24 protein-coding genes are annotated in these 21,512 nt (G+C 39.4%); 3 read left to right on the top strand and 21 right to left on the bottom strand.

The features are described 5' to 3' along the window. Nucleotides 1-22 precede the first annotated feature (22 nt). The 3 genes from ACHZEU_RS23455 to ACHZEU_RS23445 all read right to left on the bottom strand — a co-directional run bounded on the left by ACHZEU_RS23455 (nt 23) and on the right by ACHZEU_RS23445 (nt 2,680). On the bottom strand, nt 23-817 hold the full coding sequence (locus ACHZEU_RS23455) for a MerR family transcriptional regulator (RefSeq protein ID WP_004231362.1): 795 nt from the start codon (nt 815-817) through the stop codon (nt 23-25). 109 nt (nt 818-926) lie between these two features. Next, on the bottom strand, nt 927-1,682 hold the full coding sequence (locus ACHZEU_RS23450) for an SDR family oxidoreductase (protein ID WP_048392368.1): 756 nt from the start codon (nt 1,680-1,682) through the stop codon (nt 927-929). A gap of 8 nt (nt 1,683-1,690) precedes the next feature. Beyond that, on the bottom strand, nt 1,691-2,680 hold the full coding sequence (locus ACHZEU_RS23445; protein WP_279495387.1) for an MBL fold metallo-hydrolase: 990 nt from the start codon (nt 2,678-2,680) through the stop codon (nt 1,691-1,693). A gap of 347 nt (nt 2,681-3,027) precedes the next feature. Here ACHZEU_RS23445 and proC point away from each other — a divergent pair, with 347 nt between their 5' ends. Beyond that, a complete protein-coding gene (proC, locus tag ACHZEU_RS23440; protein ID WP_004231357.1) occupies nt 3,028-3,831 on the top strand; it encodes a pyrroline-5-carboxylate reductase in 804 nt (267 codons plus the stop codon). Between the two features lie 48 nt (nt 3,832-3,879). Further along, nucleotides 3,880-4,890, top strand: coding sequence for an NADPH dehydrogenase NamA (namA, locus tag ACHZEU_RS23435; RefSeq protein ID WP_048392367.1), 1,011 nt, complete (start codon nt 3,880-3,882; stop codon nt 4,888-4,890). 49 nt (nt 4,891-4,939) lie between these two features. On the opposite strand, the gene ACHZEU_RS23430 is transcribed toward namA, so the two are convergent. Continuing rightward, nucleotides 4,940-5,218 carry a DUF1450 domain-containing protein gene (locus tag ACHZEU_RS23430; protein WP_279495389.1) on the bottom strand — a complete coding sequence of 93 codons (279 nt, stop codon included), beginning with the start codon at nt 5,216-5,218 and terminating at the stop codon, nt 4,940-4,942. A 380-nt stretch (nt 5,219-5,598) separates the two neighbouring features. Beyond that, nucleotides 5,599-5,814, bottom strand: a complete 216-nt coding sequence (locus ACHZEU_RS23425; RefSeq protein ID WP_048392365.1) for a DUF3955 domain-containing protein — start codon at nt 5,812-5,814, stop codon at nt 5,599-5,601. A 224-nt stretch (nt 5,815-6,038) separates the two neighbouring features. Between ACHZEU_RS23425 and ACHZEU_RS23420 the strand changes: the two genes are divergently transcribed. After that, the gene (locus ACHZEU_RS23420) at nt 6,039-6,482 is read left to right on the top strand and encodes a hypothetical protein (protein WP_279495391.1); all 444 of its coding nucleotides are present in this window, start codon (nt 6,039-6,041) and stop codon (nt 6,480-6,482) included. A gap of 84 nt (nt 6,483-6,566) precedes the next feature. Here the strand turns inward: ACHZEU_RS23420 and ACHZEU_RS23415 are convergent, their stop codons facing one another. From ACHZEU_RS23415 to ACHZEU_RS23340, 16 genes are all read right to left on the bottom strand, one after another. Then, entirely contained in the window at nt 6,567-7,241 is a 675-nt protein-coding gene (locus tag ACHZEU_RS23415; RefSeq protein ID WP_115673351.1) for a serine/threonine protein kinase, read from the bottom strand. Between the two features lie 356 nt (nt 7,242-7,597). Next, nucleotides 7,598-8,164, bottom strand: a complete 567-nt coding sequence (locus tag ACHZEU_RS23410) for an NADPH-dependent FMN reductase (RefSeq protein ID WP_269898231.1) — start codon at nt 8,162-8,164, stop codon at nt 7,598-7,600. 13 nt (nt 8,165-8,177) lie between these two features. Continuing rightward, a complete protein-coding gene (locus ACHZEU_RS23405; RefSeq protein ID WP_279496357.1) occupies nt 8,178-9,233 on the bottom strand; it encodes an LLM class flavin-dependent oxidoreductase in 1,056 nt (351 codons plus the stop codon). A 16-nt stretch (nt 9,234-9,249) separates the two neighbouring features. Then, nucleotides 9,250-10,191 carry a ring-cleaving dioxygenase gene (locus tag ACHZEU_RS23400; protein ID WP_103119093.1) on the bottom strand — a complete coding sequence of 314 codons (942 nt, stop codon included), beginning with the start codon at nt 10,189-10,191 and terminating at the stop codon, nt 9,250-9,252. 58 nt (nt 10,192-10,249) lie between these two features. Beyond that, nucleotides 10,250-10,693, bottom strand: a complete 444-nt coding sequence (locus ACHZEU_RS23395) for a MarR family winged helix-turn-helix transcriptional regulator (RefSeq protein ID WP_048392361.1) — start codon at nt 10,691-10,693, stop codon at nt 10,250-10,252. Between the two features lie 100 nt (nt 10,694-10,793). Beyond that, nucleotides 10,794-11,414, bottom strand: a complete 621-nt coding sequence (cdaS, locus tag ACHZEU_RS23390; protein WP_054549207.1) for a sporulation-specific diadenylate cyclase CdaS — start codon at nt 11,412-11,414, stop codon at nt 10,794-10,796. A gap of 118 nt (nt 11,415-11,532) precedes the next feature. Beyond that, on the bottom strand, nt 11,533-11,763 hold the full coding sequence (locus ACHZEU_RS23385) for a hypothetical protein (protein WP_009370265.1): 231 nt from the start codon (nt 11,761-11,763) through the stop codon (nt 11,533-11,535). A 65-nt stretch (nt 11,764-11,828) separates the two neighbouring features. Next, nucleotides 11,829-13,823 carry a HAMP domain-containing methyl-accepting chemotaxis protein gene (locus ACHZEU_RS23380; protein ID WP_279495394.1) on the bottom strand — a complete coding sequence of 665 codons (1,995 nt, stop codon included), beginning with the start codon at nt 13,821-13,823 and terminating at the stop codon, nt 11,829-11,831. A gap of 323 nt (nt 13,824-14,146) precedes the next feature. Next, nucleotides 14,147-15,079, bottom strand: a complete 933-nt coding sequence (gene rnz, locus ACHZEU_RS23375; RefSeq protein ID WP_279495396.1) for a ribonuclease Z — start codon at nt 15,077-15,079, stop codon at nt 14,147-14,149. Between the two features lie 98 nt (nt 15,080-15,177). Then, nucleotides 15,178-16,014: a class I SAM-dependent methyltransferase gene (locus ACHZEU_RS23370; protein WP_279495398.1), complete on the bottom strand. Its 837-nt coding sequence runs from the start codon at nt 16,012-16,014 to the stop codon at nt 15,178-15,180. Then, complete coding sequence (locus ACHZEU_RS23365) at nt 16,011-17,510, bottom strand: cobyric acid synthase (RefSeq protein WP_279495399.1); 1,500 nt, start codon at nt 17,508-17,510, stop codon at nt 16,011-16,013. The genes ACHZEU_RS23370 and ACHZEU_RS23365 overlap by 4 nt, the downstream gene beginning before the upstream one ends. A gap of 88 nt (nt 17,511-17,598) precedes the next feature. After that, nucleotides 17,599-18,135: a cob(I)yrinic acid a,c-diamide adenosyltransferase gene (locus ACHZEU_RS23360; RefSeq protein ID WP_048392354.1), complete on the bottom strand. Its 537-nt coding sequence runs from the start codon at nt 18,133-18,135 to the stop codon at nt 17,599-17,601. Nucleotides 18,136-18,148: 13 nt separating this feature from the next. Then, nucleotides 18,149-18,709 carry a nitroreductase gene (locus ACHZEU_RS23355; RefSeq protein ID WP_048392353.1) on the bottom strand — a complete coding sequence of 187 codons (561 nt, stop codon included), beginning with the start codon at nt 18,707-18,709 and terminating at the stop codon, nt 18,149-18,151. 33 nt (nt 18,710-18,742) lie between these two features. Continuing rightward, on the bottom strand, nt 18,743-19,510 hold the full coding sequence (gene cobA / locus ACHZEU_RS23350; RefSeq protein WP_404803822.1) for a uroporphyrinogen-III C-methyltransferase: 768 nt from the start codon (nt 19,508-19,510) through the stop codon (nt 18,743-18,745). Further along, nucleotides 19,507-20,145 carry a bifunctional precorrin-2 dehydrogenase/sirohydrochlorin ferrochelatase gene (locus ACHZEU_RS23345; protein WP_009370253.1) on the bottom strand — a complete coding sequence of 213 codons (639 nt, stop codon included), beginning with the start codon at nt 20,143-20,145 and terminating at the stop codon, nt 19,507-19,509. The genes cobA and ACHZEU_RS23345 overlap by 4 nt, the downstream gene beginning before the upstream one ends. Further along, nucleotides 20,138-21,505 carry a cobyrinate a,c-diamide synthase gene (locus tag ACHZEU_RS23340; RefSeq protein WP_279495404.1) on the bottom strand — a complete coding sequence of 456 codons (1,368 nt, stop codon included), beginning with the start codon at nt 21,503-21,505 and terminating at the stop codon, nt 20,138-20,140. The genes ACHZEU_RS23345 and ACHZEU_RS23340 overlap by 8 nt, the downstream gene beginning before the upstream one ends. Between the last annotated feature and the right edge of the window lie 7 nt (nt 21,506-21,512).

The raw sequence follows: 21,512 nt of genomic DNA, 5'->3' as shown, positions 1-21,512 counted from the left end.
ACAGGTCAAACCCATTTTGCCATTATTTTATCGGTACATACATTTCTAAAAAAATACGTTCAAGCCCTTCTTCATAAGTGGTAAGCAATAAGTTGATATAAACAAGCCCTAAAAGCTCATAGCCATTTTCCTTAGCTACTTTTCTTATACTAGCCTCTACTTTATTGTCTGTATTTTTGCCACCTGTTGACCAGCGCCCATCTTCAATAACTGTATAAAGACATTTGGGATGCGCTAAAACTTCACCTTTAATTGGATGATCGCTATTTTCTACTTTCCTGACAACCATAAATTTATTTTCGAGCATTCCGCTATCATCGAATCTAATAACTCTTCTTAAAGAAGTAAGAATTACCGCTTTCTTTATACTGTCTGCATTTTCTTTTAACGAATCATATTCATCATAGGCTGTATAATGATCTATTACGCCCATTATTTCTAATGGTTTCATTTCCTTTATAGTATACGTGCCTAGATATTGGCTAATTTTTTGACAATCCTCTTTTACAAGCTGGAGCTTTTTTAATTGTAGCTTTTTATAAGCTATTTCCTCTAACATTACTTGTTCTTTTTCTACTAACAATGATTGGATGCCCTCTATACTCTTGCCTTTTCTCAATTCCTGAATCTTTTTGATTTCAAAATCAATTTCTCTATAAAAATTGATTGTTGTGATATCGTATATATCAAAATGATTGTATGTTCTATACCCATTTTCACTATTTTGCTGGGGCTTTACTAATCCCTTTTCTTCATAAAATTTTAAGGTATCTCTAGAAACTCCTAAAAATTTTGCAACTTGACCAATTGTATACATCTATGTCTCCTTTTCAACTCTTCCTTTTTACTACTATAGCTACAATTATATGTAAATATGAAAAAACCGTAGACATGCACGTGAAGCATGTTTACAGTTTCAAATGTTGTTATTTCTTATGGAAAAATGATTTGCCTAGCCATTCAATGGTTGCAGGGGCTAATGCATACAATTTACTCGACAATCCCATAATTCTAGGTAGATTAATCTCACGAACAGGACGATCAATCGTTTTCACTGTCTCTTGAGCTACTTCCTCCGCTGACAATAAAAAGCGCCCTAAGGATTCTCGGTAGCCACTTGTATCATTGGCTTTATCTAAAAATGGTGTATCAATGGGACCAGGATGGATGGCTGTCACTTTTACATTGTAAGGAGCTAATTCCATACGCAATCCATTGGTAAAACCGACAATAGCATGTTTCGTCGCAGCATAGACACTCGCTTTTGGTGTGGCCACCTTCCCAGCCTGAGAACCAATGAATATTAAATGGCCCTGTTTGCGCTCTATCATCTTAGAGGCTAATCGTTTGGCAAGATAAATGGGTACGCTAACATTTAATTCGATCATTTGCGCAATATCCTCATCCTGTAAAGCAGGGGCTACAGCAAACTTCCCTACACCTGCTGAAAGAATCGCTACATCAATCGGTGGTAGCTGCGCACAAACATCATCAAGTGTATGTAGATTGGTTAAATCCGCTTGGATCACTTGAGCACCTAAACGCTCTAGCACCTTTAGTGCAACGGCATTGCGACCTGTGGCATAAACGATATGCCCTTGAGCTACTAGTAATTCAGTTATTTTTAAGCCAACCCCACTTGTAGCTCCTGTCACAAAGATTGTTTTGTTAGGATGTTTCATGTATAAACCTACTTCCTTTGAAATAAAAAGATACCTGCTTCTGTCTTTGTTGACGTAATATACTCATTGGCCTCTAGGTAATCTAAATGACCAAGTGTTTTAGATAAAGTTAAACCAAGCTGATGCTGGAAGATAGCCGGATACAAGCGTTTTGTTACTTGGACAACTGTTAATTGATCATCGCCTAATAATTCAAAAACCTTCATTGATTGTTGGTGCTGTCGCTCTAATCGTTTATCAATTAACAACGGAATATCCTCTAGCTCTGCTCCATGCCCTGTATGCATCATTTTGACAGGTAATTGACGTAGAATTTCAAGGGATGCATTATATTGTAGTAAAGATTTTGTACGTCCTACAGTACGATCCAATGGTGGCTCTATTAATGGATTGGGTGTTATTTTTTCAAGCAATAAATCTCCACCAATCACATGATGAGTTTTTTCATCCCAAAAAATAAAGTGACTTTGTGCGTGACCTAATGTTTCGATTGCCTTTAATCCTGGATGCCCAGGAACTTCATCTCCATCTGCCAAAATTTGCGTTAATGGTCGTTCCCCTACAAGCTCCAATTCACGACGAACATGGACACTTTTTGCAATATATTCTTGTGGTACCCCATGCTCCAATAAACGTTCACTGTAAAATTGTTCATGATAGCGTAAAAAGTCTTCATCATGACGAAGCCATTTGTCATTATAGGCATGCCCTAAAATTTCTGCATATGGAAAAGCATCGACCCATCCCGCATGATCTGGATGATGATGGGTTAACACAACCTGTTCAATATCTTGCATGTCAAAGCCTGCTGCTCGAATCCCCCATTTTAAAGCATCATAGGCTTCCATTGTTTTTGGGCCAACATCAAAAATGCTAAGTGCATCGCCTTTTACAATAAATGCATTGACATCTCCTACTGCATAGGGTGTTGGTATTTCTATTTTGTATATAGACAAAGTTGTCTCCCCCTTTTCACGCACTTGTGAATACTGATTCATTCTATTTTACAAGTTTTTTCTGTTTTCGTCATCCTCCTGTTGACAGGTTGCCTATTCCTCACTATAATTTTGAATAATCTAATTATTTATGTGCGTTGAAGAAGACGAGTACGTATCTGGTGAAGGTGTTAGAGAGTGTTACATTTGCTGAGAGTAACATCACCCGCTCCCATTACCGAACCTACTTCTGAGCAGTTATGCAAACATAACCGTTTCCCTTGCGATAAGAGGGCTAAGAGTTGTGCCAACAATTGGCAAACAAAGGTGGTACCGCGGAAACGAGAGCGTTTTCGTCCTTCTAGATAAGGACGAGAGCGCTTTTTTATTTTGAACTGGAGGTTTTGTTCATGAAAAAAATTTTATTTATCGGTGCAGGCTCAATGGCGGAAGCATTGATGCAAGGCTGGATTAAACAAAAGGTGTTCACACCACAGGAAATTTACGTCACCAATCGCTCAGACAAGGAACGCTTACATTTCCTACATGAAACATATGGTGTCCATTGTGTGTTTGATCCTGCGATTTTTCAACAGGCAGATCTGATTATCTTAGCGATGAAGCCGAAAGATGCTATTGCTGCTATGTGTGATTTAAAGCCTAAACTTACGGCACACACTGCTGTACTATCTATTTTAGCAGGCATTGCGATTGATACAATTACAGAATTTTTAGGGAGTCGCCCAGTAGCAAGGGTGATGCCGAATACTTCCGCTACAATCGGCATGTCAGCAAGTGGCATTGCATTCAATAACGAGGTATCTGCAGACCAGCGTATCCTATTCCTCCAGTTATTAGAGGCTGTTGGCTCCGTTATTGAAGTCGATGAAGATCAGTTACATGCAGTCACAGCCCTTTCAGGTAGCGGCCCTGCCTATATCTATTATTTAATGGAAGCTTTTGAACGAGTAGGGACGAAGGTAGGCTTATCGAAAGATACGGTGCGCTTGCTAATGACTCAAACACTTGCGGGGACAGCTGAGATGCTCAAGCAGTCATTAGATGAACCAGATGTCTTACGCAAAAAGGTGACGAGTCCTGGTGGCACGACGGAGGCAGGGATACAGGCATTAGAGCAATATCAATTTAATGAAGCCATCGAAGCCTGCATTAAAGAAGCGGAGGCACGATCTCGTTCACTTGCAAATGGGTAGCATTATGTGCAAAATAGAGTGTATCACTAGGAATTAGGAGGCTTTATTTTGAGTAAATTATTCGAACCCTATACATTGCAATCTATCACCTTAAAAAACCGTGTTGTGATGGCACCTATGTGCATGTACTCAGCACAAGACGATGGCATGGTAACACCCTTTCATTTCGTCCATTATGCAACACGTGCAGCTGGTCAAGTAGGCTTAATCATTTTAGAAGCTACTGGTGTTGTGCCAGAAGGTCGTATCTCAAATAAGGATTTAGGGATTTGGGATGATGCACATATTGAAGGATTAAGTCAATTAGTTGAGGGGATGAAAGCGTACGGCGCTAAAACAGGCATCCAGCTTGCACATGCTGGTCGCAAAGCAACAGTAGATGGCGAAATTTTTGCTCCATCAGCTATTGCCTTTAGTTCAGACTATAAAACACCAACAGAAATGACAGAAGAGGACATTCACTATGTCATCGAGGCATTTAAACAAGCAGCTATTCGTGCCGCAAAGGCTGGCTTTGATGTACTAGAAATTCATGGCGCACATGGCTATTTAATTAGCGAGTTTTTATCACCTGCTACGAATAAACGTCAAGATCAATATGGGGGCTCACAGGAAAATCGATATCGCATTCTACGTCAAGTCATCGATGCTGTTCGCAGTGTATGGGATGGTCCTTTATTGGTACGTGTCTCTGCGGAAGATTATGCGGAAGATGGTACAACAATGGATGACTTTATTGTTTTTAGCCGCTGGATGAAATCTCAAGGTGTTGATTTAGTTGATGTGTCAACAGGGGGCGTTGTACCAGCAGCCATCAATGTCTTTCCAGGCTATCAGGTACCACATGCAGAAGCGATTAAGCATGGGGCTGATATTCCTACTGGTGCAGTTGGTCTTATTACCACAGCCATTCAAGCCGAAGAGATACTCCAAAATAATCGTGCAGATTTAATATTCTTAGCGCGTGTTTTATTACGAGACCCTTACTGGGCACTACATGCAGCTAAAGAGCTAGGAGAAGACGTGCAGCCTCCCGTACAATACGTTCGTGGTTGGTAATTACATTTCCATCAAAAAACAGCTTGTGCTCCAGCAAGCTGTTTTTTCATTAGAAAAGTGGATTTTGTTTTAATTCTACATCAATAGCCTGTACCAATGTCTCCGCGTCATCTGCTGTCACAACTTCCCCATTTACTATCGCAAAAATACCTTGCTCACAGATTTCACAATGGGATGTACAACCAGATTCCTCTATCTCAATATCTTCTCGTTCTACTAATACATCATACGCATCTGCCGCACCAAGTGCTAAATTAGTGATACAAAACTCCACTCTATTTTTTAGCTGCTGTGGTTCCTTCTTTTTTTTAAAAAGAGAAAATACCATGTTTATTGCCCCCCCTACTCTCTAAAAATAATCATACCACAATTCCATAAACTTCATGAAAACTGTAGCGTTAAGCAAAATGATTATCATAAAATACTATTAATCTTTCAGCTCAATCAACATAAGTTTTTCTTATGAAATTAATGTACAACCATTAAACGAAGATGACTGCCTTGAAAAAAGGTAGTTACAAACTTATCATGCAAAACCTTCAAGTACAATTTTGCAGTCAACTAAAATAGCTATTTATGTTGTTCAATCAAATCATCAGTCTACTCCATACATCGTGTAAACAAAACTCCCACACAAATGTAGTGCTTTTATTAAGTAAATATTAAAAACAACCAAGTCTCTTATGTATGACCTGGTTGTTTTATCTCTTATTTAACGTATTGTGTCTTTTTAATAACCGATTTTAACGCCACCCCTACTACACATATAAATCCAATAACTAACAATAAAAATCCTATTGGAATAAGAAAGAATGGTTCTTCTAATGTACCATCAGGTGCTACATTACTCCCTTTCACCATAAAGATTAAAAAACTAAGTACGCCTAATATGATTGGCATTAATGCAAAAATATATTTTTTCATAACTTTTTCTTCTCTCCTAAATATTTTTATGTTTAATTCCTACACTGCAGCTTTCTACAACTCGCTGTAACAATCATAAATCCAAAATATATTCTAAGTCAATTATTTTTTATTGATAAACAATAAATTTTTATTCTAATTCAACCAATCTCAAAATTGACATTTTGAAATTCTAACTATAAAATGACCATAATCTCAAGTGATAATATGGAAGGGTGATTTGTATGAACTATGAAGATTTAATGCAATGGAAAGGTTATTTGTTTTTAGATAATATAGTAGAGCCAGGGACAAACTCTTTGAGAGTTTCTATTTCTAGAGCTTCCGTCAGCGCCGAAAGCGAGGATATAAGTTTTGAGGAATATACTATAAATGATGTCTATCCTATTGAAATTGATAAGACATTACCGGCCATACATATAGAATTCGATTCATATGTAGCCTATACTGTTTTTGACGAATCATTTCATTTTGTCAATCAAGAAGATGATTTCTTGGGTAACTCAGTACGTCTTTTTACAAAATCAACTTATTTAGATTTTATAAGTAAAGGAACTATAGCTCTCGATATCTATTCCTACAAGGAGCTATTCCATTATCAGATTGTTTGTTTAGACCATATTATTGATATTGTCTCATTCGATAAACCCACTATTATAAGCGAATAAGTAGTTTTTAAAACAGTCAATGAAATCTTGTTGTCTGTTTTCTTTATTTCTATTAAAGCATCTCGTAAAAGAGCTCCCGTAAGTTCAATTATTTTTTAATAGAAACTTTAAAATATTTTTTGTAAACTCTTCGTATGAAGTATTCTTTCCACGTTGGTTATACCACTTTCGTATTGTTTCTACTAACCAAAACGGCACAGAATTTCCATCAATTAAATGATAGTATTGCTCATATCCTTTTTTTAAATGCTCCCATCGATGATCATTACCCTGTAGTGTGTACTCAGAGACATCAATTATTTTTGCCCTTCCATTCTGTAGCAAAATATTTTTCAAATGAATATCACGAGGGTTAAGGCCCTTCTTCCGAACATATTCTCTTGCATCCTCTACTTCATTTATAACCTGTTTTGGAATGTGAATACCTTGTAGAATGCAATCAAAAAGCGTTTTTCCTTCTTCGTAACTTAAAACAAGGTATTCTTCATGTGAAGCAAAGCATGTTGAAAAGAAAGGTGAATCTCCAAGTATTTGATACACATTTGCTTCAACTTTTACTTTGTGCACTTTGTCTTTGGCATATAGTTTAAATGCATACGCTGGGGCGGAAAGAGCTTGAAAAACAGCCGCATCTGTCCCAACACCTATACATTTCAAATCATCAGCTTCACCACTTATGGTAACAGGCTCGTTATTTGGATTTGAAAAAACGTTTATTTTAGAAAGAGAACCTATAGCTTTATCCCAATCGTTTTCCATTTCCATCTCTCCCATCATTTGCATTGAAGTATACTACACTATCTAATTACTTTAGTAGGGATTCTATATCGCCCCTAACAATATTCAAATCTCAAGTTTCCTACACACACTCTTTAATTTTAAAACGTTGGGAACTACTAGAAGTTTCTATATCCATTTCTCCATATGGAAAGTATACGGCTTTGTTAGCTACAGAAGAACCAGTTCTATCCTCTATTTACCCTTAACCACCTTTATTAAAAACTCAAAGTGATTTGGGTTTTATTTTTATCATGATTGTCACGAACTTATAGCTAGCCTTGACACAAAAAGAAACGCTGTGTCAGACTACTTCACAGCGTTTCTTCTATTAATCTTTAAAAATCATATTCAGCATCTTTTTTGGCTCGAATTTCTGCAAAAGCCTCTGTAACCATCACGGTATCCTCTGCTAACCGTTCTAAACGAAAAAGGACATCATCATTGACAATTTCTTTACGTAAAAAATCCTTTTCTTCTATAAATACATAGGTCGGTACGATGTGCGCTTTCATATAAGCAAGGATCGGCTTTAGTTGCTGTTCCACCATTAAATAATGCTTGGATGTACCCGCTGTAACAATAACACTGACGACTTTATCGCGGAAGGCATTGACAGGTAAAAGGTCAAAGATGTTTTTTAATGTAGCTGGTATAGATGCTTGGAATGTTGGCGTCCCAATAACGATCGCATCTGCAGCCATAATGGTTTCCGTCACATATTTTGTATCGCCTTCATATTCAAAGTAATTACGTCCATCACTAAAAACTAGCTGATAGTCAGCAAGATCTAGTAATGTTACTTCATGCTGTGGGTATTTTTCTTGTAACATCTCGACTAACTTTTGTGTAGCTGTTCTTGTCTTTGAGCCGACAATAGAACCCGCAAGTGCGACAATTTTCATAATGAGCCACTCCTTATTTTGCTGTGTGTTTTTTTATCGCTGGAATTATATCATTACCAATGATTTCAATATTTTTCATCAATTTTTCGAACGGTACGCCACCAAAATCGATTTGTGCCATAAAGCGTTGCATGCCATATAGTTCGTATTGATAAAGTAGTTTTTCAATAATTTGCTCTTTACTGCCCACCATTAAAGCATCACGTGTATCAGGCGCTTGTGCAAATTGTTGCTTTGGATAGCCCCCACCACGAATCGCTTGGAATCCACCGTTTAAATGTGGATACATGCCCTGTAATGCCTCTTTTGTTGTGTCTGCTACATAAAACAAGCTTGTTGTAGCAATAGGTAATTCATTTGGGTCAAAGCCTTTGCGCTCTGCCGCTTCGCGATAGGCATCCACTGATGGTTTAAAGTTGATAGCAGGTCCACCTAATGTTGTAAGCATCATCGGAATGCCCATATAACCTGCTTTAATGGCACTGGTAGGTGGTCCACCCACCGCACGCCATATTGGCAACGAGCCGTTTTTTGGCTGCGGTAAAATTTGTGCATGGTGGAGAGGTGCTCTAAATTGCCCTTCCCAAGTCACAAGCTCCTCGTCATTGATTTTCATAAGAAGCTCTAGTTTTTCCTCAAAGATTTCTTCATAATCTTGTAAATCAACACCTAATAAGTGATAGGCACCTACACGTGAACCACGTCCCGCTACTATTTCTGCACGACCATTTGATAATAAATCAATTGTGGCAAAATCCTCATATACTCGTACAGGGTCTGAAACACTTAATACGGTTGCGGAGCTAGACAATTTAATAGTCGAAGTTGCTTGTGCGATAGCACCTAACACGACCGTATGTGCCTGTGTTGTAAAATAAGACTGATGACTTTCACCTATGCCAAATACATCAATTCCAGCTTGCTCTGCTAATTGACTTGCCTCGACTAGCTCTTTTAGTCGTTGTTGAGCAGAAATACGCTCGCCTGTTAGTGGATTAGGGATATGATCACCTAAAGAGTAAAGTCCGAATTCGAGTCCTTGTGCTTGATCAATACGATATTTTTCCATCATGTGTTATCTCTCCTTATTCTAGCGGTTCTAAAATAGCTTCAATTTCTGAACGTCTCTCTTCTAAAAATGGCGGGAGGTCTAACTCTTTGCCAAGTTCTTCGACTGCTGAATCTACCGTAAACCCTGGCCCATCTGTCGCCATTTCAAATAAAATACCGTTACGATCTCTAAAATATAGACTTTGGAAATAATAACGATCAACCACACCAGTACTATCCAATCCAAGCTCCTTAATTTTGGTATCCCATTGCTGTAATTCTTCAACGGTTGCAACACGTAACGCAAGATGGTGAATACTGCCTTTACCAGGTTTCTCGCTTGGTCCTTCTAATTCTTTGACAACAATCTCGCCAAGCACTTCCCCTTCTATTGATTGTAGGACCGTTTCTTTGTCCTTTTCTGCAATAACTGTATAGTGAAATAAATCTTGTAATAAATTGACCGTTCTTGATAAATATCGCACAGTGATTTCAATAGTTCCCATGCCTAAAATACGATGTTCCTGCGGTATATCATTTCCATCCCATGGTTGCCATTGAGCAGGGGTTTCTTGTCCTTGGTGGTTTAACAATACCATCCGTAAACCTTCATGATCTTCAAAAAATAAAGCCTCTTTGCCTGCATAAGTAGTGATTTCGCTATGTTCTACCTCTAGCTGCTGAAAGCGTTCTTTCCAATATAGTAGGCTTTCGGAGCTAGGTACAAGTAAGCCAATGCGCGTAATAGCATTCGTCCCTCGCACTGTACGTCCTGCAACAGGCATTTCAAAAAATGTTAATTCTGTACCTGCTGCGCCTGTTAAGTCTCCATAAAATAAGTGATACATGGAAGGTGAGTCTTGATTCACCGTTTTTTTCACACGTCGTAACCCTAAAATAGTTGTGTAAAAGTGATTATTCTGTTTACCATTTTTCGTTAGCATTGATATATGATGGTGTCCGCTTAATTTGTTCATCATAATTGTTCCTCCTCATTATTTTCACTTGACTAAGCAAGTGATTTCACAAAAAAAATTACACGGGCGGCAATTTTTTTTCTCGGCTATGTTTTTCAAGCTTTGTCATTGCAATATATAAAGATTTAATTTCTTCAGCTGATAATACTTCTTCAAAAAACGAAGACTGGAAGTGAAGTTGACTAGGTGTTGCTGCATCAATCATTTGCTCCCCTTTTGATGTCAATGAGATGGTTTTCGTCTTCCAATTTTGTTTACGCTCGATTAGTCCCTCTTTTTCTAGTCGGGCAAGCATGCGAGACATGCCACCTTGTGTTACAGTTACTTTTTCTGCTAATTGAGACTGTGTAATCGGGGCATATGTTTTAATCTGGATTAACACATCAAATTGTGCTGTCGTTAAGTCGAAACGTTTTAAAAATTCATTCGATAACTGATTACTTTGCGTTGTAAAGCGCATCATCCGAATCCACGTTAAGGTGCCTAGTGTATGATTTCTCATGACTTCACCCTCCCTTCAGTTATCACTTTACCACGCAAGTGATACTTCCGCAAGAAAAATATCTCGAATTCAAGATATTTTTTTAACATAGGGAGACCCCCTATATGATGCCAGGTGTTGTAACAGGATATAAATTGCCCTTAAGAGCAAAAGAAATTCTACCCGTTTCTTCTGATACAACCATTACAAGTGCATCACTTTGCTCACTCAATCCCAGCGCTGCACGATGCCTTGTTCCTAATTTCTTTTCCCCTGTATACCGCTCTGACAATGGCAGTACATTGGCAGCTGACTCAATTTGATTTTGATGGACAAGTACCGCTCCATCGTGAAGTGGATTACCAGGGAAGAAAATAGATTCTAATAAAGAATGGGTTAAATCTGCACCAATATGAATACCAGGCTGAATTAAATTCTCTAAAGCATCCTGTCTTTGAATAACAATTAAACCACCATGCCTTCTCAAAGACATATTTTGCACACTGTGTGATAGCTCTGGATACTTTTCAGTAAACGGGGAAAGATAACAATTTAAATAGAACGTTGCAGCTTTCATTTCAATTGTCATAAACTTCTCTTTAATTTTCTCAAAATTACCAAGGAGACAATTTGCATCTGTATCCATTTCCTGCACACTCTGCTGTAAGGACATGATCACTTCGAGAAGCTCATCTTTTAAAGTTTCTTTCATTGGTGAAAAATCACAATTTGTTGGATCCATATGATACACACCTCTTCATTTCATCACTGTTTACGATAGTTTTTCTCTCTATATGTTTTTTATTCTCCTTTAAGTAAAACGACCTCCTACAATGTTGAATAGGAAGTCGTTAATATCCTTACATATGCCCTGCTCGGATTTTCTTTACGATGCTGAAAGTCGTGTAGGCAGCAGCGGGTGCTAATACAACAATAAAAATAATCCACACAGTTAAATTATTTGTTGCTTTTAATGTTTCATAATTTGTCATGACAAAAATAATCAGACCGAATAATAGTAAATAGCTCAGCACATTGGGAAAAATGACGATTAATCGTAATAATGCTGGCGGCATCTTTTGTTGATTCATTTAAACCACACCCCTTTTTTCAATTATACGGGAATCTAGTGATTTATCGTACTATATTTTTCCTTTTATACTTTATATTTGCCTGCTGATAGTTGGAGGTTTGCCGCTGTTGTATTTAATTGGTCGATAAATGCGGTCATGCTCTCCATATTTTCCGCTTGATGTTTAGCCTTTTGAGCAACGGCATCAACACTTTGCGATGTCTGCTTAGCCAAGAGCGAAACATCTTCCATGGTAGCTGTTACTTCCTCTGTACTAGCAGCAATTTCCTCAGTGGAGCTTGATACTAAATCCACTTGTGTTGCTAACACCTGTACATCATTATGAATTCCTTCAAACGATTGCTGTGCTTCTTGTACGATTGCACGTCCTGCATGTAAGACATCTGCTGTTGCTTGGATGGTTGCTACAATATTGGCTGTTTCCTTTTGGACATTCATCACCACCTGGGTGATTCTATCCGCCGCACTCTTAGAATCTTCAGCTAATTTCCGAACTTCTTCAGCTACAACGGCAAAGCCTTTCCCCGCTTCACCAGCACGCGCCGCTTCAATAGATGCATTTAATGCCAGTAAATTCGTTTGATCAGAAATTCCCGTAATCACATTGGTAAATTCCCCGATCATTGTGGATAGTTTTTCAAGCTCCTGTGTTCCAATCACCGCAAAATTCGTTTTCTCATGAACAGTCACTAATTGCTTTTGTAAGGACTGCATAATTTGTAATCCATTATCTGCGTTTTCCTCGGTATTACGTGAAATACTAGAAATTTCTGCTATGGATTCCGAAATATATTGAATGCTACGCGCCAATTCCTCCATTGAATGCGCACTGTCTGCCGTATTATTCTGTTGTGCAAAGGAGGCCTGAGCTACCTGACTAGATTCTCCTTGGATAATTGCGGCTGATTCAAGTGTTTCATGAGCATTTTCTTGAATTGTATAGGTAGCTTCTTTTATTTGATTGGCCCCTTGCTTTATCTCACACATAATTTGTTGGAAATTATCCATCATCCCATTAAATGATGTCACTAATTGGCCAATCTCATCTTTTGCATGGATTGGAATACGCTTGGTTAAATCTGCTTCTCCTTTACTAATTTCCTCTAAGGAGTTGCGCACGTTTAAAATACGCGATACTTGTTTCGAAATAGACAGGCCCGTAGTGAAGAAAATCACACAGACAACGATCAATGAAGCTACAATTGTGCCTACCAAAATTTGTGAGAGGATAGCATTGGATACAATAATAGCTAAGTATGTACCGTTTGATAATGGCTTTACATATTGCGTGACACGTGTGCCATCGTAGCGTCCTGAAAATTCAGTCGACTTTTGTGCTGAAAATTGGGCTGGCTCAAAACCAATATTCGCAAAATTTTGTTTTGCTGTAGCGGCAATGGCTTGGCCTTTTTCATCTACAATAGCGGCGAATAATACGGTTGAGGATAAATAGTTGTTCAGTTGATCGATATAAGATTCACTGCCGATACTTGCTTCTAAATCTAGTAGCTGCTGTCCATGGCGAGCCACCTGTACAATTTGTGGAGTTGCCGGATTCCAGCTACCTACCCCGACAAATTTGAAAAATTGATCATCGACATCGCGAATTTGTGCTTTTTGGACAATTTCTTTCGCTCTTCCATCTAAAAGTTGCATATATTCGGCAGCTTGTCCGTTTGGATCAGCGCCAAAGTTAAAATCAACAGTTGGAGCTACTGATGTCACCGTTGTATTCCCTTTATCATCTGTACTCCAAATCTCGTCGAGGCCACCACGCTCAGCAATGGCCTTTAAATCCTCATATGTAGCACCTTTGTCAATGATATAAGAAGCCATTACAGATTCGGCAATCATTTCTTTTTCCATAATTTCTTCTGCTTTTTCTCTAGATTGAATTGCTCCTTCCAACCCCATGACAATGGAGTTGGCGATTGCTTCTCCATTGCTTTTTTCACTTTTATATGTAGCTTGATAAACATAAATAGAAAATGCCGCTATAATGAACACCACAATGCCCATAATCTCCAGAAGCATTTTCCATTTCATTGACTTTCTCATGATGAGATCCCCCTAAAAATTACGATTATTTCCACTTCATCATACAATATTACTTCCATATATTTCATTAACAATTTATTAAATATAAAATAATAATTTTTGAAGAAGTTTAAATTGTCATTAATTTGTAAAAATTCTGGAATAGATAAGCAAGGAGGATAAATCTAACTATTTTGTACTAGTAGAGGCATGCAAAAAAGGATCATTCTCATGATTAAACAGTAATATTTAAACAAAATTATCTACACACCTTTAGGACTATAAACTAAAAACATCTATTAGAAGAATCTCCTCTAATAGATGTTTCTCACTTAATAACTATATCAAAATAATTTATTATGTTGCCATGTATATACGGCTTGATCAGCTGTTAGGAATGTATTCGGAAAAATCCCCTGTGCTTCAGCTAAAAATTGAGGTAAGTCATATGGAAGAAAACGTGCGCTTAAATGATTTAATAATAAATAGTGTGCTCCAGCTTGCTGTGCGACTTTTGCTGCCTCCACATTTGTTGCATGACCGTAGCTTGCTGCTAAATCTGTTGTTGTACCATCAAAAGTTGCTTCATGGACAATGATATCAGCGCCCATTGATAATTGGATTGCTTCTTCACAATATTTCGTGTCGCCTAAGACTGACAATGTAAAGCCCTTTTTGGCTGGTGCCACCACGTCTTTCGCAAGCACCACATCACCATTTTCAAGTACAATATCGTGGCCATTTTTTAATTGGCCTAGTAAAGGTCCCTTTGGAACACCAAGTGCCTGTGCTTTGTCGATTAATAATTCGCCTGGTAAATCCTTTTGTTCGATACGATACCCATAGCAAGGTACAACATGGCGTAATTCCTTAGCATGAATTATAAAATGAGCATCCTCAAAAATAATGCCTTCTTGTACTTCTACAAAGCGTAAAGGATATGTTAAATGGGTTTTTGATAGGGCCAATGTTTGTTCAATCCACTGTTGTAAGTCAGATGGTCCGAAGATCGTTAGCGGCTCATCCCCACCTTGAAAGGAACGCGAGCTTAAAAAGCCTGGAAGTCCAAAAATATGATCCCCATGTAAATGTGTTATAAATATTTTCGTCACTTTCCGTGGCTTTAACGACGTATGAAGGATTTGATGCTGTGTCGCCTCCCCACAGTCAAATAGCCACATTTCACTCACTTCGTCTAATAGCTTTACCATCAGAGCACTTGTATTTCGTTCTTTTGAAGGCATGCCTGCGCCTGTCCCTAGAAAATGTAGCTGCAACATAAGCCACCTCACTTCTTATTTATATCGTTTTATTGTACCTTATCCATTCCCATAAGAAAAACCTTTGGTGTACAGTTTCTCCAAAGGTTTCTTGATTATTTTGGTTGCCATGAAACAAGCGCTGCATGGAAATCATGACGATAATAATAACGTCCATCCTTTTCTTCGATAAAAGGTAGCAGTGATTCTTCTACATGGGCTCGCTGAAAATTCGTCGTTAATATTTTTTTACTCTGCGTTGTCACAAGCTGTTCATAGCTTTCATATTCATAGACACGTTCGAGCGGGATAATCTGACAATCCGCGTAAATATCCATTTCATAGAGTAGATTCAAAAACTCGATATAATCTCTGCGCGGAAATTTAATGTCATAACCATACTTTTCATATAACTGTTCATAGTGTGGCTGAATGGGACCTGTCGTCATCCCAATGATAGCACGCTTTCTCGCCAGCCGATTCATGTGATATAAAGCTGCTTTTATTTCATACATTCGGTAAAAACAATTCACGCCCAAGACGATATCATGTGGTTCAATCTCATCATGCTCTAAACTTTCCCACTTTGCATGAATATAGGAAACATGCTCCTCCTGCGGCATACACTGTTGTAAGTAATGCAAAATGCTTTCAGAGCTATCCACACATGTGAGCTTCCTTACTTTATCAGCTAATGGAAATGTATAATTGCCCCACCCAGGACCAATTTCTAATACAGAATGCTGAGGTTCAATCTTTTTTTGAAGCTCCTGAAAAATCAATGCAGCATAACGATCTGTTTGTCCCACTTTTTTACGTGCCACTGATTGGGCCCAAAATTGCTCCTCTAGCTGATCATTCACCATTCGTTCAGGCATATTGCCATGCCAGTCCTTCATGCCTTCCTGCCATAATGCCTCATAGTTAATGGCTAACGGTCCTTTTCTCGTCATATAGATACCTCTAACGATAATATTTCATATATTTTTTTCATATCAAGATTTGCACGAACGTGGTCGGCTAACATATTATAGGCATCTTCTCTTCGTTCTGCGTCACTTTTCACATCACTTGGTAAAGCTGCTAGCCCTTTTTTCACTCGTATTTCATTGACGAGTTGGCGGGTAAAGGGACGATTATGGAACAAGCCGTGGAAATATGTGCCAATCACTTGCTCATCTTGACTAACCGCACCATCTTCTCTTCCATCCTCTAATAGTAAAAACGGTGATACCGCACCACGTAAAATTTTTGTACGCCCTAGATGGATTTCATAGCCTGTCAATGTGTCCTGCCCTCTTACGCCTGTCATTTGCACCGTTTTTTTATTGCCTACAAAAATGGTTTCCATCGGCAATAGCCCAAGACCATCTGCAGATTCACCATTCCCCTCCACTGCTTCTGGATCAAGTAATGTTTCACCAAGCATTTGGAAACCGCCACAAATGCCAATAATTTTAGTACCGCATTCACGTAAATGTGTGATGGCTTGATCGAAGCCCTGTGCTTTTAGCCAAGCTAAATCATCCATTGTACTTTTCGTTCCTGGCAGAATGAGTAAATCTGGTGTACCTAATTCATTGACATGACCAATTAAACGTACACCCACCTCAGGCTCATCGAAAAATGGATCAATATCGGTGAAGTTTGAAATACGAGGTAAACGAATCATGGCTACATCTACAGCAAATTCGCCTGGCTTTGGTTTTTTAAAACGTAGTGACGATAATGCAAGAGAATCCTCTGCTTCAATATTGACATCGACATAAGGAATCACACCAAGTACCGGAATACCAGTTTCGCGCTCCACCCATGCCAAACCATCATCCAGTAATTCACGCATGCCTCTAAACTTATTGATAATTAATCCCTTAACACGTGCTCGTTCTTCCTCATCTAACAATGCCAGTGTACCAACAATCGAGGCAAAGACACCGCCACGATCAATATCAGCAACGAGGACTACCGCTGCATCTGCTAAATGAGCCATTCGCATATTCGCAATATCGCGATCCTTTAAGTTAATTTCTGCTGGGCTACCAGCGCCCTCTAGGACAATAACATCATATGTATGTTGAAGCGTGCGAACTGATTTTTCTACGATTGGCATCGCTTCTTGCACAAAATTATTGCGGTAGCTTTTGGCATCCATATTTAAAAAATGCTTACCATGAACGATAACCTCTGACATCATATCTTGCTTCGGTTTCAGCAAGATAGGGTTCATATCTGTCGTTGCAACAACACGAGCCGCCTCTGCCTGTACCCCTTGTGCGCGGCCGATTTCACCGCCATCCTTTGTAACAAATGAATTAAGAGCCATATTTTGTGATTTAAATGGGACTACCTTCAGTCCATCATCTGAAAATATACGACATAGTGCAGTACAAATCATACTTTTTCCAACATCGGAAGCTGTTCCTTGAATCATGATTGATTTTGCTGGCATAGTCACTCTCCTCCGTAATTATTCTATGGCAGAACGCATGTATTCGTTTTCGCTTCGTGTGTATTTCCTCCAGCAATTGTAAAGGGCTTTAAAATTCGAGCCCTTTCACCGCTGGAATCCCTTCATCATAGTAATGCTTTGTCGCCTCAATGGTTGACACTAAATCAGCCATTGCTAGTAATGCTGGATTCGCACTTCGTCCTGTGACAACCAAATGCATTGTAGAAGGGCGGTGTTGGATTGCCTCGATGACTTCTGCTAGGGGAAGGACATCATCGATTGGAAACTTGGTGATCGCTAGGGCATTGTTGAGTTCATCTAGGACCAATAAATCAATGCTGTCATCCTGTAGAGCTGCCTTCGTTTTTTTCCAAGCCTTGGCTAATGCAGCTCGATGCTCCTCAGGTGTTTTTGTCCATGTAAAACCTATGCCCATTTGTTCCATTTCTACGCCTAGCTTACGAAGGGCAATTTGCTCTCCATAAGTACGTTCTGGGGATTTGATAAACTGCAGATAACGCACATTTAAGCCTCGACCAACTGCACGCAATGTAACGCCAAGAGATGCTGTCGTTTTGCCCTTACCTTCACCTGTATATACTAAAAACAAGCCTTTTCTTGCCATGCTGATAGCCTCCTTACAGCCATGTTGTCTTTTCTGCAAACGGTGTTCGTTTCTTGTCGGTTTGTTCTTGCTCCTGTGGGTAGCCAATAAATATTGTACCAACTACTTTTTGAGCGTCGCTTGCACCAATAAACGTATGCATACGAGGATCATGTACGAGGCCAACACCACGTGTACGCCAAACAAAGCCAAGACCTAGCTCCTCTGCTGTCAACCACATAGACATAATGGCACTACATACAGCAAAGACATTATCTTCTGTCGCATCTGTGTCCCCTTCTACTATGTCAGCTGTCACCACAATGGCTACAGGGGTTGTTTGTACAACCTTTAATGAACTTTCCACTAAATTTGGCTTCGTGGGAAAGCGTTCTTGTAAATAAGCACTTGCCATTTCTTCATAACGCTTCATGGCTTCATCTTGAATGACATAAAAATGCCAGGGCTCACGCATCCGGTCATTTGGTGCATAGGTTGCTGCCTGTAAAATTTGCTCAATTTTTTCTTTCTCTACTGGTTGTGTCGTGTAATTACGAATTGCTCGACGTTTTTTTAATGCTTCAATGACAGTCATAGTGCTTCCTCCTTGTGCGCTTATAAGAAATGATTATGAAAAGGTAAGACCTTGCTCTTCAAACCATTGAATTTTTTCCCGTACATTGACAACCTCGCCAACAACAATCATAGAAGGGTTATGGTACCCTTCACGCTCAATGATGCTGGCTATCTCATCTAGCGGCCCTGTAATCGTGCGTTGCTGAGCAGTTGTTCCCCACTCAATGACCGCTACTGGCGTTGTTGCCTTCCGTCCATTTTCGATTAATTTGCGAGCAATGTAGGCAATATTACCAACGCTCAAATAAAAGGCAACGGTATCTATACCCGTAGCTAAAGCGGGCCAATTCAAAAAATCTTGTCCTTTTTCTTCACGACCATGTCCAGTTACAAGGGCAAAGCTTGTCGCGAAGTCTCTATGTGTAACTGGAATTCCTGCGTATGCAGGAGCTGCAATTCCTGCTGTAATCCCCGGAACGATTTCATAGGCAATGCCATGATTTTTTAATATTTCAGCTTCCTCCGCGCCACGTCCAAAAACAAAGGGATCGCCACCTTTTAGGCGTGTAACAATTTTACCTTCTTGTGCTTTTTCAACGAGTAATGCATTTATTTCCTCTTGAATGAGATGATGCTTCCCAGGTAATTTGCCACAATAAACTAGCTCCGCATCCTTTTTTGCAAAATCAAGCAATTTAGGATTTACAAGACGGTCATAAGCAATTACATCAGACTTTTGAATACATTCCAGTCCATACACAGTAATGAGCTTCGGATCACCAGGACCTGCTCCCACGATATATACGATTCCATCCTTCATTGCGTTGCTCCCATCAATAGTTGTTGTAAATATGCTTCTCGTCGATCGATCTCACCATGACGTGTCCATTCAAGGATGTTTGGCTCTAGCAATGCTTGTAATGCCGCACGTCTTTGTGGACCTTTATCATACTTAGCAGCAATCATTAATCGAGCTTGCTGTAAAAAGCATACATAGTCATCATAAGCATCATCGAATTGCTCTTCTAAATCTGCTTTAATCTTGCGGGCTAGACTTGGGCTTGCTCCCGATGTCGAAACAGTTACCACCAATGGACCACGGCGAACAGTAGCAGGCGTAATAAAATCACTTTCACTTTGTTTATCTGTTCGGTTGATTAATTGCCAATGCTGTGCTGCTTCTTGAACGGCTTCGTTAACTGCTGTCACATTCGTTGCAGCGATAATGAGAATGGCGTCATCTAAATCACGAGGTTCAAATTCCTTTTGCTTCCAAGTAATTTGCCCTGACTCTGCAAGTGACTGTAATGTGTTATGTAAGGTTGGACTGACAATCACGATGTTTGCCTTTGCTGGTAACAGGGATGCTACCTTCTGCGTTGCCACGTGACCCCCGCCTACAATCACAACTGTTTTATATTCTAGATTGATATGAATAGGAAAATAATTAGTCATTACTTTTCACCTTCTTACAAGCTGTTAACCAATTGTCAACTAGCTTTGGGTTTGATACAAAATGGAAATGAGTATAGCCAGCCACTAAATTTCCTTCTTGATAGCCTTCTTTCTTTTTGCCAAAACGACCAATTGTTTCATAGGCTGCTGTATTGTGAGAACCACTATATTTGGAATAATGGAACTCATGGCCCTTCGCTTGTTCCTCAGCACCAATTAAGAAATTATCGGCTGTGCCAAAAATTTCACGATAACCAAGTGCTGCTAGTTTTGTTTGCATCGCCACTTCTCCAGGAATTACCCCTACCATGTCATAGCGGTCGCCATGGCTATTTGTAATGGCCTCTGTTAAATACATAAAGCCCCCACACTCAGCTAATGTTGGAAGACCTTCAGCAATGACTTGACGAATAGAGTCTTTAACGACTGTATTGGTAGCAAGTGACTCTGCAAATTCCTCAGGAAAGCCACCACCAATATACAAGCCATCTGCTTCAGCTGGTACAGGCTCATTCGCAAGCGGTGAGAAAAACTGTAGTGTCGCACCTTTCGCACGTAACAAAGCCAAGTTTTCTTCATAATAAAAATTAAAAGCTGCATCTCTTGCAACTGCTATACAAATATTTCGTGAAGGCTCCTCCCTAAATAAATGGCCTGATTCTTGCAAGATAGGAGCCTTTGTTAAATGTATTAATTGATCCAAATCAATCGTTTCCGCAATCAGGTTCCCTAGTTTATCAAAAAATGAATCTAGCTCTCCTCTTTCAATAGCAGGTACTAACCCTAAATGACGACTCGGGATATCGATCCCTTCCTCACGCTTTAGGTAGCCAATAACAGGTATGCCGCATTCTTGTTCAATAGCTGCCTTCGCAATTTCGTAATGACCGACACTACCAACCTGGTTCGCAATAACACCAACGATATTCGGCTTATCTGATAGTAATTGGAAGCCTTTCACAACTGCTGCTACGCTACGCGCCATGCTAGCACAATTAACAATTAAAATAACAGGACTCTCTGTCACTACGCTAATATCAGCAGCAGACCCAGCGTCAGATAAAGGGCTTTTACCGTCATAAAAGCCCATCACACCTTCAATAATAGATACATCTGCATCTATACTTGCACGTGCCACAATATCACGGACTGCTTCGTGTGAAAACATCCAGCTATCAATATTACGTGATACTCTGCCCGTTACAGCTGTATGATAGGTTGGGTCGATATAATCAGGACCGCATTTAAAGCCCTGCACCACGTTCCCTTTGTTTTGAAGTGCCTTCATCAGTCCAATGGTAAAAGTAGTTTTGCCTACACCACTACCCGTACCAGCTAGTACAAAGCGATTTGTTTGCATGGACTTC

Origin of the sequence: Lysinibacillus sp. S1 (genome assembly GCF_044986265.1) — a bacterium.
GTDB classification, from domain to species: domain Bacteria; phylum Bacillota; class Bacilli; order Bacillales_A; family Planococcaceae; genus Lysinibacillus; species Lysinibacillus capsici.
This window is presented reverse-complemented; position numbering and strand designations above follow the sequence as displayed.

What these genes read in the sequence shown, in the direction of transcription:
- cobA (WP_404803822.1), bottom strand. Translation starts at nt 19,510, where the DNA reads ATGAAGGATGGAATCGTATATATCGTGGGAGCAGGTCCTGGTGATCCG.
- ACHZEU_RS23370 (WP_279495398.1), bottom strand. Translation starts at nt 16,014, where the DNA reads ATGACGAGAAAAGGACCGTTAGCCATTAACTATGAGGCATTATGGCAG.
- ACHZEU_RS23415 (WP_115673351.1), bottom strand. Translation starts at nt 7,241, where the DNA reads ATGGAAAACGATTGGGATAAAGCTATAGGTTCTCTTTCTAAAATAAAC.
- ACHZEU_RS23385 (WP_009370265.1), bottom strand. Translation starts at nt 11,763, where the DNA reads ATGAATCAACAAAAGATGCCGCCAGCATTATTACGATTAATCGTCATT.
- ACHZEU_RS23430 (WP_279495389.1), bottom strand. Translation starts at nt 5,218, where the DNA reads ATGGTATTTTCTCTTTTTAAAAAAAAGAAGGAACCACAGCAGCTAAAA.
- ACHZEU_RS23365 (WP_279495399.1), bottom strand. Translation starts at nt 17,510, where the DNA reads ATGCCAGCAAAATCAATCATGATTCAAGGAACAGCTTCCGATGTTGGA.
- ACHZEU_RS23450 (WP_048392368.1), bottom strand. Translation starts at nt 1,682, where the DNA reads ATGAAACATCCTAACAAAACAATCTTTGTGACAGGAGCTACAAGTGGG.
- ACHZEU_RS23425 (WP_048392365.1), bottom strand. Translation starts at nt 5,814, where the DNA reads ATGAAAAAATATATTTTTGCATTAATGCCAATCATATTAGGCGTACTT.
- ACHZEU_RS23405 (WP_279496357.1), bottom strand. Translation starts at nt 9,233, where the DNA reads ATGGAAAAATATCGTATTGATCAAGCACAAGGACTCGAATTCGGACTT.
- ACHZEU_RS23395 (WP_048392361.1), bottom strand. Translation starts at nt 10,693, where the DNA reads ATGAGAAATCATACACTAGGCACCTTAACGTGGATTCGGATGATGCGC.
- ACHZEU_RS23345 (WP_009370253.1), bottom strand. Translation starts at nt 20,145, where the DNA reads ATGACTAATTATTTTCCTATTCATATCAATCTAGAATATAAAACAGTT.
- ACHZEU_RS23360 (WP_048392354.1), bottom strand. Translation starts at nt 18,135, where the DNA reads ATGGCAAGAAAAGGCTTGTTTTTAGTATATACAGGTGAAGGTAAGGGC.
- ACHZEU_RS23380 (WP_279495394.1), bottom strand. Translation starts at nt 13,823, where the DNA reads ATGAGAAAGTCAATGAAATGGAAAATGCTTCTGGAGATTATGGGCATT.
- ACHZEU_RS23455 (WP_004231362.1), bottom strand. Translation starts at nt 817, where the DNA reads ATGTATACAATTGGTCAAGTTGCAAAATTTTTAGGAGTTTCTAGAGAT.
- ACHZEU_RS23340 (WP_279495404.1), bottom strand. Translation starts at nt 21,505, where the DNA reads ATGCAAACAAATCGCTTTGTACTAGCTGGTACGGGTAGTGGTGTAGGC.
- ACHZEU_RS23445 (WP_279495387.1), bottom strand. Translation starts at nt 2,680, where the DNA reads ATGAATCAGTATTCACAAGTGCGTGAAAAGGGGGAGACAACTTTGTCT.
- ACHZEU_RS23420 (WP_279495391.1), top strand. Translation starts at nt 6,039, where the DNA reads ATGAACTATGAAGATTTAATGCAATGGAAAGGTTATTTGTTTTTAGAT.
- proC (WP_004231357.1), top strand. Translation starts at nt 3,028, where the DNA reads ATGAAAAAAATTTTATTTATCGGTGCAGGCTCAATGGCGGAAGCATTG.
- ACHZEU_RS23400 (WP_103119093.1), bottom strand. Translation starts at nt 10,191, where the DNA reads ATGAACAAATTAAGCGGACACCATCATATATCAATGCTAACGAAAAAT.
- ACHZEU_RS23355 (WP_048392353.1), bottom strand. Translation starts at nt 18,709, where the DNA reads ATGACTGTCATTGAAGCATTAAAAAAACGTCGAGCAATTCGTAATTAC.
- ACHZEU_RS23410 (WP_269898231.1), bottom strand. Translation starts at nt 8,164, where the DNA reads ATGAAAATTGTCGCACTTGCGGGTTCTATTGTCGGCTCAAAGACAAGA.
- cdaS (WP_054549207.1), bottom strand. Translation starts at nt 11,414, where the DNA reads ATGGATCCAACAAATTGTGATTTTTCACCAATGAAAGAAACTTTAAAA.